At 56.4% G+C, this 12,581-nt stretch carries 17 protein-coding genes; 11 read left to right on the top strand and 6 right to left on the bottom strand.

Annotated elements, in window-relative coordinates:
* Positions 1–394: 394 nt before the first annotated feature.
* The 4 genes from WI560_RS23735 (at position 395) to WI560_RS23720 (ending at position 2,423) form a co-directional block, all read left to right on the top strand.
* Positions 395–1,015 carry a hypothetical protein gene (locus tag WI560_RS23735; RefSeq protein ID WP_375305099.1) on the top strand — a complete coding sequence of 207 codons (621 nt, stop codon included), beginning with the start codon at positions 395–397 and terminating at the stop codon, positions 1,013–1,015.
* Between the two features lie 72 nt (positions 1,016–1,087).
* On the top strand, positions 1,088–1,372 hold the full coding sequence (locus WI560_RS23730; RefSeq protein ID WP_375305098.1) for a hypothetical protein: 285 nt from the start codon (positions 1,088–1,090) through the stop codon (positions 1,370–1,372).
* Between the two features lie 431 nt (positions 1,373–1,803).
* Positions 1,804–2,241, top strand: coding sequence for a P27 family phage terminase small subunit (locus WI560_RS23725; RefSeq protein ID WP_375305097.1), 438 nt, complete (start codon positions 1,804–1,806; stop codon positions 2,239–2,241).
* Positions 2,238–2,423 (top strand): hypothetical protein, encoded by a 186-nt coding sequence (locus WI560_RS23720; RefSeq protein ID WP_375305096.1) that lies wholly within the window; start codon positions 2,238–2,240, stop codon positions 2,421–2,423. The genes WI560_RS23725 and WI560_RS23720 overlap by 4 nt, the downstream gene beginning before the upstream one ends.
* Before the next feature lie 749 nt (positions 2,424–3,172).
* Here WI560_RS23720 and WI560_RS23715 read toward each other — a convergent pair.
* Complete coding sequence (locus WI560_RS23715; RefSeq protein ID WP_375305095.1) at positions 3,173–3,337, bottom strand: hypothetical protein; 165 nt, start codon at positions 3,335–3,337, stop codon at positions 3,173–3,175.
* A gap of 1,095 nt (positions 3,338–4,432) precedes the next feature.
* Here WI560_RS23715 and WI560_RS23710 point away from each other — a divergent pair.
* Both WI560_RS23710 and WI560_RS23705 read left to right on the top strand, forming a co-directional pair.
* Positions 4,433–4,579 carry a hypothetical protein gene (locus WI560_RS23710; RefSeq protein ID WP_375305094.1) on the top strand — a complete coding sequence of 49 codons (147 nt, stop codon included), beginning with the start codon at positions 4,433–4,435 and terminating at the stop codon, positions 4,577–4,579.
* 378 nt (positions 4,580–4,957) lie between these two features.
* Positions 4,958–6,598, top strand: a complete 1,641-nt coding sequence (locus tag WI560_RS23705; protein WP_375305093.1) for a calcium-binding protein — start codon at positions 4,958–4,960, stop codon at positions 6,596–6,598.
* A gap of 242 nt (positions 6,599–6,840) precedes the next feature.
* Here WI560_RS23705 and WI560_RS23700 read toward each other — a convergent pair whose 3' ends face one another.
* Positions 6,841–7,131: a hypothetical protein gene (locus WI560_RS23700; protein ID WP_375305092.1), complete on the bottom strand. Its 291-nt coding sequence runs from the start codon at positions 7,129–7,131 to the stop codon at positions 6,841–6,843.
* A gap of 64 nt (positions 7,132–7,195) precedes the next feature.
* Positions 7,196–7,447 carry a hypothetical protein gene (locus WI560_RS23695; RefSeq protein ID WP_375305091.1) on the bottom strand — a complete coding sequence of 84 codons (252 nt, stop codon included), beginning with the start codon at positions 7,445–7,447 and terminating at the stop codon, positions 7,196–7,198.
* Between the two features lie 246 nt (positions 7,448–7,693).
* On the opposite strand from WI560_RS23695, the gene WI560_RS23690 reads away from it, so the two are divergent.
* The 3 genes from WI560_RS23690 (at position 7,694) to WI560_RS23680 (ending at position 9,343) form a co-directional block, all read left to right on the top strand.
* Positions 7,694–7,930 (top strand): DUF2933 domain-containing protein, encoded by a 237-nt coding sequence (locus WI560_RS23690; RefSeq protein WP_375305090.1) that lies wholly within the window; start codon positions 7,694–7,696, stop codon positions 7,928–7,930.
* A gap of 13 nt (positions 7,931–7,943) precedes the next feature.
* The gene (locus WI560_RS23685) at positions 7,944–8,414 is read left to right on the top strand and encodes a hypothetical protein (RefSeq protein ID WP_375305089.1); all 471 of its coding nucleotides are present in this window, start codon (positions 7,944–7,946) and stop codon (positions 8,412–8,414) included.
* A 118-nt stretch (positions 8,415–8,532) separates the two neighbouring features.
* A protein-coding gene (locus WI560_RS23680) for an IS5 family transposase (protein WP_375305088.1) occupies positions 8,533–9,343 on the top strand; the annotation gives its coding sequence in 2 pieces (ribosomal slippage) (positions 8,533–9,273 and positions 9,275–9,343; 810 coding nt in all).
* Here the strand turns inward: WI560_RS23680 and WI560_RS23675 are convergent.
* The 3 genes from WI560_RS23675 to WI560_RS23665 form a co-directional block, all read right to left on the bottom strand.
* Positions 9,291–9,473, bottom strand: a complete 183-nt coding sequence (locus tag WI560_RS23675; protein WP_375305087.1) for a hypothetical protein — start codon at positions 9,471–9,473, stop codon at positions 9,291–9,293. The genes WI560_RS23680 and WI560_RS23675 overlap by 53 nt on opposite strands.
* 882 nt (positions 9,474–10,355) lie before the next feature.
* Positions 10,356–10,916: a hypothetical protein gene (locus WI560_RS23670; RefSeq protein WP_375305086.1), complete on the bottom strand. Its 561-nt coding sequence runs from the start codon at positions 10,914–10,916 to the stop codon at positions 10,356–10,358.
* A gap of 6 nt (positions 10,917–10,922) precedes the next feature.
* Positions 10,923–11,213, bottom strand: coding sequence for a hypothetical protein (locus WI560_RS23665; protein WP_375305085.1), 291 nt, complete (start codon positions 11,211–11,213; stop codon positions 10,923–10,925).
* 167 nt (positions 11,214–11,380) lie between these two features.
* Here WI560_RS23665 and WI560_RS23660 point away from each other — a divergent pair, with 167 nt between their 5' ends.
* Positions 11,381–12,037 (top strand): hypothetical protein, encoded by a 657-nt coding sequence (locus WI560_RS23660; RefSeq protein ID WP_375305084.1) that lies wholly within the window; start codon positions 11,381–11,383, stop codon positions 12,035–12,037.
* Between the two features lie 69 nt (positions 12,038–12,106).
* Positions 12,107–12,310, top strand: a complete 204-nt coding sequence (locus tag WI560_RS23655) for a hypothetical protein (protein ID WP_375305083.1) — start codon at positions 12,107–12,109, stop codon at positions 12,308–12,310.
* The last annotated feature ends 271 nt before the right edge of the window (positions 12,311–12,581 follow it).

Genomic DNA, 12,581 nt, shown 5'->3' with positions numbered 1-12,581 from the left:
TCAGCGCTTCGGCATGGTGTCAGGATTTCCTGACACCTATGCACCTTGTCTGACACCTTCAGCCGGGCAAGGTGTCAGCCCCGAAAATCCTACTGCTGCAGTGCTATTTCTTGATTCCTGACACCTTTGACACCTTGAATCTAAGAATTGCGGTACACGAAGGAAAAAGGTGCTTTCTGCTGCTTGGCTAGGTGTTGTGGTGGGTAAGCCTGCGACTTGGGGACCAAGGTGCATAGGTGTCAGAATCGGCAAAAATTGGCGCAACTGCAGAGAGAGTAGGGCCAAAATGCTGGAATCGAACATGGCTCGGCCTCCGATGGGCGATCAGCCTCCACAGCCAGCGCCCGGCGGATCGCATCGTCGCAGACAGAATTAGTTTTGGAGGAGGCAAAAAATGCACCAGCGCACGCCCCGGCCGCCGCCCTTTAAAGCCCCGGTGCCCGCCGATAGCGGCAACGTCGCCATCGAAATCTCAACCGCTCGGCTCAATCGCCGCACGATCCGCAATTGGATGATCTCTCCGCCGGCAGCCGCTTTGCCGCGAAACCAGCCGCATTCGGCCCTGAGAGCCTCACCCGGCGGCCTTCAACGCGCCGGCGCCACGATCGCCGGCATCACGATCGCACCTCCCAGTGCCGGCCTGAGGCTGTCCGCGACGCCGCCCAGCGTGAGGCTGTCCGACGTCGCCGGAACCGCTCGTGGCCGCCGCAGCCGGGGCCAACGCGAGCGCGGCTCAGACACGGATCACGTTCACGAGATAGAAGAACCCGCCGAGCGGCGGAGAAAGCAGACACGCACCCGAATGCAGCACCTGCGCGCTCGCGCAAAACTGCATCGTCGTGATCCAGTTAGCTTTTTTTCCGTGCCCTTGCATCAGTCGGTCATTGATGAGCTTGTGACTGACCTGAAGGTCAAGCAGGCCGACGATACACCAGTCGACGATCGGACCTGGCGCAGATTGGTCTCGGCCCTGATTGCAAAAGCCGTCAAACTGGCGGTCAAAAAACGCCCGTGACGCCTCACTCCTTCAAGCCTTTTCATCGGCTATGATTTTTCACGAGAGACAGCGTTTTGTTGGAGATACGCAATGCGCGCGAATATGGTGAATGTTGCCGGTGCTACGGTCCAAAACACCCGCAGCGAAACGGATACAGCGGTAAACTCGACGTCCGATATCAATCACGTGGTCAATGTTCTTGGGTCGATCGTGATTTTGGCGCGGGATTTGCCGGAGGTCGATCACGCTAGAATTCGTCGGTTCATTTTAGCTTGTGGCGATCTCATGAGTTCACGTGATCGACTGCAATCGGCTGATCGCCAGCTTTTTGAGGCGGCCCTGAGCAACGCGGCCTCCGTGAAGCGCGGCTATTAGTGTCTCTCGGTCAGAAACGAAGATGCGATATGAAACAAAACGATTCCACGCTCGCCGAACGGATCGCGCGATCCCGGCTCGCCGCTCAAAAAGCAAGGGCAATCCTTAGTCAGACAGATGCGCAGCGGTTATCCCGCGCACGATCGCGAGCTGCAACGAAAGCGGCCCGCGCGATCTTGAATAAGTCGTCTGTCAGATCGCCAACGAATACCGGCTCTGAAGATTGCCTGAGCGTGAGATGGCGCGGAGAGACAGTCGTTATATCCAGGCGGAAGTCGGACGATCACTACTGATCCTCTCCTTAAGCGAAGATGCCGGGGGGGCTGATAATTTTGGCTAGGATCCGCGAACCGATGAACGGTCCATGGCCTCACTGAGAGTTATCTGGTTATGAACACTTCCGCGCGCGTAGCAAGTAGGAGGCCGAGTTCATGGGTGATCGGGGCCCAAAATCCTTCAACGAATTGGACATGATCGCGCGAAACCGAGTTTCCAGAACACGCAACCGCCTTGCCGATTCCGATAGCCCCGCCGATCCTCCGCCTCACCTGAGTTCGGAAACGCAGGCTTGGTGGCTAGGGATCACAGCTAACTTCAATTTCGAGCCGCATAAACGCCGCCTTTTGCAGGCGTGTGCCGAAGCTTGGGATCGCAAGGAACAGGCGCGGCTTGCCCTTTCCCAATTTGGCTTAACCTATGAGGATGCGAACGGCGTGCTTCGCGCGCGGCCCGAGATCATGATAGAGCGTGATAGTCGCACCGCCTTCACGAGGCTGATGCGTGAACTCGACCTGGAAAGGGTGCCGCCGCCGGCCCTGCGCAAACCGTGGGACGCCAAGCAGTCACAGCCCTGGGGAAGGGATGTATGAGCGGAATGTCAGCCGACTTTCGCGAGCTGATGGAGCGCTACAATCGGCTTGGTCGCATGCTGCCCGCACCAGAGGATTTTGACACTGACGACGCTGCGGCTGTCGCGGAGGCCAAGCTAGTGTTGCGGGAAATGGATCAGACGCTTTCGACTCTCAAGGCAATCCTCAGAACCCAGCAATAATGAGAGCACAATCGCGTAAGTATCGCTTACGCTGTAGGTGTGCCTTTGGCTTCCTCCGACGGTCACAAGCGTCGCCGTTCGGTAGGCACTGAATGGTCACCGGTAATCAGAGACGGGCCACTACGAGTTTGTTCGCTATGCCGCGAAGTGCAGCTACGTAGCATTACGGAGTGCCGTTCTTTCCTGATGCAGTCGTCACAATAGTTAACTACTGATGGTTCCATCATCGGCATTTCGGGGCAACTATCCGATGACTGTGAGCAGAAGACTCGCGCCAGTGTTCAGCGTGAGTAGCTATGCCCAAAAACTCTCCCCGCCCGCTCTGCCCGAAATGCGGTAAGCCGATGCACTTCGTGATCGTCAAGACAGGCGGTCGCAAGTTTCGGTGTATCAAGTGCGACGACATCGATCCAATGCAGGTCCCAGATTTTCAAGCTTGGACCAAGAGCGAATTGCGCCCGCCGAAAACGACCTGAAGGCCAACTCATGCAGTATCAGGGCATAGAATACACACTAGTCCGAGCGGCCAACCCTTCCGGCTGGAGATGGTCGTTTGAGCGAGAAGCACGTCCACCGAAAACGGGGACTTCCTGTGATCACGCCGGGGCAGTTCTCGCTGCCAAATGGGCCATCAATCAAGCGCTCAAACAGAAGCGCTATTCGAAAACAACCAGTTGAAAGGTTGGTTCAAATATCGCGTGTGGCTGACTGCGGCGGCCGCGCGAGCGCAACGTTCTGATCCAAGAGCTTCATTCGTTCGGCCAATCATCTGGCTTCACATGCTTGGCTTCTTCTTCGGCTAGAAGCTGAACCAACGTTCGGTGACGAGCCTCGTCACGATGCGGGTCATCGGTGCTCATGGCGATAAGCTTCCGATAGCAACGGATGTTTTCGTTGATGATATAGTTCTGCATGTTGCGCCCTCCCCAAAAAATGGGGCTTCTCGGCGAAGCGAGCATTGGGATTAGGCCGATCTCCGCCATCGGCAACTAAATCGCGGCTTTGAACCTACCGGTCGTTTTGCATTCGGAACACTCGAAGATGCGGACTTCGTGACCAGGCTGGTCGGGCTCAATGCAAACGAGCCGCATAGGTTTGCCGCACTTCAAACACGGATGAATTCCGAAATCGGCGCTATTGTAGAGTGGGTTTGGCTGGATAGATGACATCTGCGTTCCCCGAGTTAGGCGGGAGCATTACCGATCTCTCCATCGCCGATAACTGCCTGTCGGAGCGGCGATGGACCCAGTCTGACTCAACTTATGCCGGCGCGCTTGGTCAATATTGACCAAAACCCCGAATTTGGTTCGAGAGGTGTCTTTCTGGCCGCCCCCTTTACGTTTGCGGGAAGACCCCAGGAGGATCTCCCATCCCTAAACTCTGTTAAGTTGTGAACACAGGGGCGGGCAGATGGACAATGCAGAGCCTACGCTGCGGAATACAGATGGCCGAAAAGAGCAGCAGCCGCGATCGCAACAGGGCCTGACGCGATGCAAACCTAGAACGGTGAGGCTGCCTTTGTGAGCAATTTTGCTCAGACTCCAGGGTTTTGCAACTCCACCCGGGGCTGGGAAGCCGCTGATTAAGCGAGCGGCGTTTTTTCCATGAGGTAAGGCCGCCTCAGTTGGCGGCCTCTTCAAATTTTTCCGAATGTCGCCTGCTGGCCTCTGGCTGCCCCATCGCTCACAGGCCCGGGACATCCGCTTTGAGGACGTGAGCCGAACAGTGCATCTACGCTGCCGTGGGCAGTCTTTGACCCTTAACGGGCTCTGGCCGTCCACACCTTCGGAGGGAGTGGATGACGAGTTTGAAGGGAGCGGATGAACAGGACCCCTGTTTCCTTACCGTTGAATGGGCACGTCGAGGAACGTCGATATCAGGCGACATGCAAAGCGCCCCGCGCGGCATCCGGTTGAATGTGAGCAAAATTGACCATCCTGCAAAAACGGCATGTGCCAACTTTTCCCGATTGTCTGGGGGCGACGCCTCCTACGGAATGGAGGACGGTGATGGAAAAGGACAACGGACCTTCTTCAAAGAGTGACCTGACGACCGTTGATCGCCTTAAGCGCGCCGCGCTTGGGGACATGGATGGTCCCGAAATCCTCAAGCTTCTTAAAGAAATCGAGGATGAGATCAGAAAAAGGGGCTTTTGAGAATCGCGTTCCTAAGGTTGGCCACGTGGAGCAACGCAAATGCCGTCAATCGAACAATGCAGAGCCTACGCTGCGGAATACAAAATGTCAGGAGCTGATCCAAAAAATTCAGCCCGCCGGTCTGCCCTGCTTATGAACATTTCACGTAGCTGGATAGCACTAGGGCACCAGCTTGAGAGCCTTGCGGATATGGTGAAATCCGAAGGAGAGTAAGACCGCCTCGGTTGGCGGCTTCCCTCATCTAGAATGTCGCCTGTTGGCCCCCTTACACGTCGGTAGAGAAGGGTAGACCAGACGTTCGCAGTGGAGCACTAGACCGACGCTATGACCCCAAGCGAACCTAACTAATATGCTTCCGTCATTTGAAGGAGGAAAACCATGGTCAAACGTATTCCAATTACGAACGGGAATCTTTCTGGTCATCAATTCGGTGCTGATGATGTCTTAACCGGCTTTTCAAGTTCGACCAATGTTGTGTTCGGTGATGCCGGGAAGAACATATTGGATCATGCTCGCGGTGGAAATGACGCCATCAATGCGGATGGTAGCTTCGCGACGCTCGCTCTTTACGGCGATGCAGTCGGAAATATCTACGACCATGGGGCTGGCGGGAATGACACGCTAAACGCCAACGTTTCTCCTGTAGAACCCTTCTCGTTGGTGCCTGTCAATCTGAGCATGTACGGTGATGTTGGTGGCAACATGTCCGGTCACGCTAACGGCGGCGACGACACTCTGACGGCCAGCGCCAGCAATCTGCCATTCAACATCAGAATGTTTGGCGATGCTGGAGGAGATATGTCCGGCCATGCAGCCGGTGGCAACGATTTGCTATTGTTCGTGGGGAAGGTCCCCCTGGAGGCCCACCAGCCGGTTGCCATGTATGGCGATGCGGGCGGCAACATCTCGGGGCACGGCGTCGCAGGCAACGATATTCTTGATCTCAGCCAGGGCTTTCATCACGATGGAAATTACACGCTCTATGGCGACGCTGGCAGAGACATTTCCGGTTACACGCTGGGCGGCGATGACATCTTTAAGCTGAAGGGTTTACAGAACACTGCCGTCATCTACGGTGACGCCGGGAGCAATATGAGCGGCCATGCTATTGCTGGCAACGACACGGTCATCAACAGAAGCGGGCAAGGTGATTGCACATTCTATGGCGATGCAGGCGGCAGCCTGTCGGACCACGCGCATGGTGGCAATGACACCTTCATCGCAGGCAATGATGGCCGTCTATTCTTCTATGGGGACGCGGGCGGCACCCTCGGCGACCAGGCCGTTGGTGGCGACGACACATTCAGCGGGGCTGCCGATTTCACCGCTCTAATCTATGGCGATGCATCGACAATGTCCGGCAATGCTCACGGCGGCAACGACACATTGGTTATCGGTCAGTCCGGCGGAAGCAGTCTAGGCGTAGGCGACGCACAAAGCATCTCTGGCGATGCTCAGGGCGGGAATGACCTGCTAACTGCGGCACCTCCGGCTTTTGCTCAAGCACATGGCACGATCATGTTCGTCGGCGACGGCCAGACGATGTCAGGCAATGCTCACGGCGGCTGTGACGTCCTCAGCGGGCTCAATGTGCCAGCTTCACAGCCCGCCGGTACGTTCAACAGCACCCTCTTTGGGGATGCTCAGACCATGACTGACAATGCATGTGGCGGCAACGACAAGCTGATCAGCGGCACCGGCAACGACGACATGTGGGGTGACGCGCAGGCGATGCTTGGCCTCGCGAGAGGAGGAAACGACAACTTCGTCTTCAATTCCAACAACGGTCACGACAAGATCGAGGATTTCGGTCAAGGCCTCTCGAATTTGGGGACCGACCACGTCGATGTTTCTGCGCTTGGCATCGAGAACGTCGGCGCACTTAACATCTCGGCATTTGATCCTACGACACACGAAACCACGATCACGTTCAGTCCCGGCAACGACGTCGTCGTGCATAGCGAGCAAGCACTCAGGCCTCAGGATTTCATTTTCGCGCCGCATGACCTCTTGATCTAGGCGTCGCACGGGCGGATACGTTTCGGTGCAACGTTGTAAGCAATGGTAGTGCGGAGCCGATTAGTCCGTGTACTCATTAAGCAACTGACCGCCTTATGTCCGCCCTACTCCTAACAGCGGCGGGAAAGCGGACGTCTGCTGAGGTCGCTGAAGGGCCAAATGCTGACATCCGTCCGGTTCGCAAACCAGTCAGTCGTTCGCAGGCGGCAGGAGTTGTTCGTAAGTAGTCTCCGGTATCCGTTTTAGGTGCGTTGCACCGCTCGCGGTCCAATAACAGCAGCCACGAGTTGCGGCCAAAGATTGAAGAAAAAGACGTAGATGATCGCAACGGCCCACCCGTAGATCATGCTGGCGACAAGGCCGTAGATGAGGCTCCCGACGGAAACCATTTTGAAACCAGGAAAGACAATCGGCAGGAGTTCATGGCCCTTCAAGACCGGGAAGGCCAACCAGAGAAGCACGCACAGAACGTAGATCACCTGAAACAGCATGCAAGTTGCGAACATAGTTCGCACATAAGGGAGCTTTGCCATCCCAGTTACTCCTATAAGGCGGGCGCACCATCGGTGCGTCACGCCATCCGAGTTCTCGCGCTGCCTACTTTTTATCGCCCATGTGATGCGGTGTCGATGTTGCTGGTCCACCGGTGTAGTGATGTCCGCCGGACTGGCCGGTGGTGGCCTTTCCGGTAGTTTCCTTCTTGCCCATGTGATGAGGCACTTCGGTCTTCGGCCCGCCCTGATAGTGGTGACCGCTCTTTTCAGTGTCTTTCGTTGCGGTCTGAGCCATTGCGGGAGCAGGTAGGAGAGAAGCGAGCGCCAGCACAGCGAAAACAATCTTGGTGATCATGGACGTTCCTCCGGTTGAGAAAGATCGGTTGAAATAGCCTCCACTAATTGAGAAAGATCGGTTGAATTAGCTTCCACTAAACAACAGTCCTGAAATCGCTTTTTGATGCACATCAAAGCTGCCCGCTATGGAACCGCAGTTTGTTGCGGGAACCGCAGCTTGACGTCCCTCAAGGTTATTCATGCGAAATCTGCGAGACTTGCTTTTGGTCCTGTTCAGGCAATGGTGCCGTCTTGAGGTGCTCCGATGACCTTGCTAGACAATGCTCACGAGCAAGCCGGCGTACGCCGGGGCCTGCCGCGCAATTTTCTAATCGTTATAGGACTTGCCATCATCGCGGCTATCGCGGGCGCGCTGCTGTTCACCCAGCATCAGGCCCATGTGCTTGGCGCTCTGCTCTGGTTGCCTCTCCTAGCTTGTCCGCTCATGCACTTTTTCATGCACGGCAGGCATCGTGGAGGTGGGGACCACCAGCACCGTTGACATGGGGTGCCGGATGCGCGGCGAGAAATTCGGCTGGCCTCTCTCGTCGATTCTTCTGGGCCTTTCCGGAACTATCCTGATCGCTGTCGGCTGCTACTTCCTTTTCCTTCGGCCCGCGTTGCTCCCCGAGGACATCCGCTACATGAACCTCAGTTCGGCCGAGTTGCAATCTCTCGGCCCGAGATTGTCAACCTGGCTTACCCATGTGTTTCGCGTCATGGGTGGCTACATGATCGCAACCGGCGTGCTCGCGCTCACTGTGGCTGTGACGGCATTTCGCCAACGAAGCGCTTGGGCGTTGGCTGGCGCCACCGTTGCGGGCCTAGTCTCGATCGGTTGGATGACCGCCGTCAACTTCACGATCAACTCGGAATTCAAATGGGTACTGCTCGGATTTGCGCTCATTTGGGCTGCAAGCATCGCGGTCTTCGCGGTGGAGGCTCGCCGGGCCGACACCAGCAGCCCGGCCGGTGATGTCCGCTAGGGGTCATGAACGACAAAACTCAAGGTGAGCATAATTGGTCCGCTTTCGGGTGCATAGCGACCACTTGAGCCCGACCACCGAGCCATGATTCAAGCCACCCAAGGGAAGGGGCCGAATCATGCGCTACGAACTCACGGACCATGAGTGGTTTGCCATCAAACCGATGCTGCCGAATAAGTCGCGCGGCGTGCCACGAGTGAATGACCGTCGTGTCCTCAACGGCATCCTCTGGGTCTTGCGATCCGGGGCGCCATGGCGCGACCTGCCAGAAAACTTCGGTCCTTATACGACTTGCTACAATCAGTTCGTTCGCTGGCGACGGGCGGGCGTTTGGGCCAAGCTCATGAGCGCATTGGCCGGTGCCCATGATGCTGCCGTGCAGATGATCGACACTTCCATTGTTCGCGTACATCAACACGGGGCCTGCATCACAAGAAATCGGCGTCAATCGATGGGAAGGTCACGCGGCGGTCTGACGAGCAAAATCCACGCGGTGGTCGATAGCAATGGTCTACCGGTACGGCTTGCCTTGAGCCCCGGCGAGGCGCACGACGTTCGACTTGCAGGAAAACTGCTATCTCGTCTCAAATCCGGATCAATGCTCCTTGCCGACCGTGGCTACGACGCCGATTGGATCAGAGAGCTTGCCATGAAGAAAGGCGCGTGGGCCAACATCCCGCCGAAAAGCAACCGAAGCGATCCGATCTGCTTTAGCCCATACCTCTATCGCGCTCGTAACCAGGTCGAACGGTTCTTCAACAGGATCAAACAATGCCGTCGGGTGGCGACGCGCTACGACAGGCTTGCGGGAAACTACCTTGCCTTCATCCAACTCGCATCTATCCGCCTATGGTTGGCCCGCGCGTTATGAGTCCGCTAGTCCCTCAGGTTGCGGAGGTAATAGCCTTGTTCCTGAACAGCTGACCTGATTTCATCGCTGACCTTGAGAACTCTTTTTCTGCTCTTGCGCCACTTATGCGCAGAGGAGAGCACGGGTACGGCAGAGCCTGTAGTTAGAACGAGCAAGCCGCGCTTGTCGTTGCGATAGATATCAAACACTTTTCGCCCCCGCTGATTGTATGAGAATATTTTGGAATATGCGCCGTCGTCTTAATTGACGAGATTACTGTCTCGATTAGCTCTGCAGGTTGTAAATGTGCAACGTCCGGGATTTCTTCGGCGTGTTCCGGCTTAGGAACGAACTGGTGCAAGCCTCGGTCAGGGGGATCGACCCCAAAACCTCTTGAGGGCGAGAAGAACCCGACGCCCTCACGCGTGTCTTTGGTGACCACCGCGAGGCTGTGCGAAGCCTGCGCAGAGCCCAACGCCGAGGCCTGGCTGTCTGCAAAATCGCGCCGGACGGCAGTGAACTATGGTTTGCCGTCGAGACTTTGCACCAATAAAACGGGGCGGCGTGATCGCGGAAAGCCTTGGCGCGGATGTGCCGCCGGGGCCTTCCGTGTTACGTTAAGGTTGGCACGTCGCCGGATTTCGGCTGACGTGCCTGGATCAGCGTAACATGGCCAGACCTTACCGCGCGCCTCTCGGAACCGAAGACTTCTACACCTATGGCAGCGAGAAGGTCTGCCCTGTGTGCAAGAGCCGCTTCCTCTCGCGCGGTGGTCCATTCTCGACGGAGACCTACTGCTCAGACAGTTGTCGGATGGAAGCTCGACGGCATCGACGTGCCGATCCTAAGGTATCCATTCCCCGTCAGCCCTGTGCACACTGCGGCTACTCATTCCAACCACAGCGTCAGACCGCCCGCTTTTGCTCGACCAATTGCCGAGTTGCAGCCCATCGAGCGCGATCTCACTGATCCGCGCAACACCCGACGGCACAGAAATAAACTTCTTGGGCTCGCGGGGCAGGCGGTCGTCCAAAACGTTAGGCGGTAGCAACGGGCGGCCGGTAAAGATGCTACACGCTCGCCCAAGGAATTTAGCGGTAGTCTCGCTGAATGATGCACAGCCTCTCAGATACTGGGCTGAGAAAAGAACACGCGATATGAAGCAAGGCGCGCAGCGCTACAGTTGTCGCTTGATCTTGCTCAGTTTGCACCATCAAGAGAGTTTCGGACTGGACAACTGGTTGCGCCGGAATCGAAAACAATTGCTCGTCGGTCTCGGCAGCGAGGAGGCGAAAATCATAAGACGAGCGGAGAATAGATAGCGTGTGGGAATGGATGATCCGACTGAGAACCTGATACAGTGAAAGTGTCTCGCCGGAGTCTAGGAAGTAAGGCGGTTGTGGAGGCGCTATCAGTTTGCAGGTGGAAACCCTCAACTGTCTGATGTCCTGCACTGACTTGGTTGCCTCGGCAAAGTTTCGAAGAGATGCGGAGAACGTCAGCAGGTCGCGCTTCGCCAGCAAATCGGCAACGCTATCCACGTCATCCTGAACATCTCCACTGCCTAAGTCGCGCCTCCTGCTGGAGCAAAATCCATGCAATCGAACAATATGTTCGATTGCCTGATCGTATAGGAAGACAACGTCATCCATCTTTTTTCAATCGTTCGGCTTCTCGTACAAATCGATATCGTTGATCGCATCTTGAATGAGGTCGCGCAGCGCAGTCAGCGTGTCGCGGGCGCGGAGAGCCGAGCGGCCAGCCATGTAAGGTCCGGCTGGTGGCAGGTCTTCAGCTGATGCTGCGGCGACGCTGCTGCCGGTTTGCCCCGTGCTGATTTCAGCGATGCGTCCACCGTTAATGCCGAAATAGGCCGCGATATCGTGCTGTCTATCTCCGCGAACCAACATGCCTTTGACGATTGCGATTTCTCCATCGTTCAGTGCCATGCGGTATGTCCTTCTTGACAAATCGGGAAGGTATACGATGCCACAATGCAGGGTAGTACGAAGCCGGGAGACTACGGTACTGCCTGTGGATAAGTCGGATTGGCGACCGGGCTGGCACGCGCGGTCCGGTTAGGTGGAGGAGATTGCTTATTGGGTAAAGGACGTAGATGGCGACCACAACAGACATCTTGAGGAATGCCGAGCGGCTGATTGCCGACGCCGAACTTCTTTTTAGCCAAGGGAGTGCTCGATCCGCTGCGACTTTGATTGTCCATGCACTTGAGCAAATGGGGGAGTTTGTTGAGGCTCTCACGTTGGAAAAATATCCCAACGCCGAGGTCCGCATGGGACTGTTTAACCAACCGAATAGGCACGCCAAGCGACAAGATGCTTTAGTTGCCCACGTCTTGAATTTCGCGATTGCGCAGACTGCTGCGAGTTTCTATGCGGAGAAGTATGCCCATGAGCATGGGGCAATCACTGACGATGGGCACTATCTGGATTGGTTTAGCAGGAATAGCTCGCTCGCTTTGAGTGAGGAGCAGCAGCAGAGATGGCTGCAGTCACCTCACTTAACGACTGCCCATCTGCTGCTCCATCTCGCCCGAACAGGCGTTCTCAAAGGCCTTCGGGAATATGGCTTTTATGAAAACACCGATCGAGCGTTCTCTGAGAACGAAGTGCACCACGTCCTAGAGCTTGCATCGCAAGTCCGAGCGATCCTTGAAAATCCATTCGTTGCGAGTGAGCCGCCAGGGATGGCGGGAGTAAATATGCCTGAGGGATTGACTATTGACGAATGGAAACAGCGGAAGGGCGATTGAGTCCCGAGTTTGGGACGGCGCTATCCGCGCCGCCCGCATCTTGTCCAACCCGGCTTGGTTATCATACTCTTGATCTGCCTCACCCGCTGCCTGCGCGTCCGCCTCGACCATCCCGCCCGTGAACCGCCGCCGCAACAAATCGCCACCCAGGCCGAAACCGCCACCCAGGCCGAAGCGCAAGACGCGGCGGATGGACAGGCATCGGCGATCATCGCGGCATATGCCGACGATCTGCGAGAGCTGATCAGAATGCTGAAGCGGAAGCTGCATTGATGTTGGCGATCGGCGGCCCGAGACATTTGCAGCGCAGCACGCCGTTCACAAACATTAATTTTCGGGCTCAATAGCTATGATTCACATATGCTATCTTGCGACAATTCGTCGCGTATTATAGTCTTTCCGTTACATCATTTTCCCGACGGAGCCCGTTGCAGAGCTTCGCCCTCTTAAGGTCCGGCGCGGGGGCTATAAAATGCGTGAACACGGTCGCGCAAGCGACGCAGCTGTGCTGCTGCGTGAGAGCCACGAACGGCTCACTTCTCAA

It is taken from the genome of Bradyrhizobium sp. A11 (assembly GCF_042077125.1).
Lineage (GTDB): Bacteria > Pseudomonadota > Alphaproteobacteria > Rhizobiales > Xanthobacteraceae > Bradyrhizobium > Bradyrhizobium japonicum_B.
This window is presented reverse-complemented; position numbering and strand designations above follow the sequence as displayed.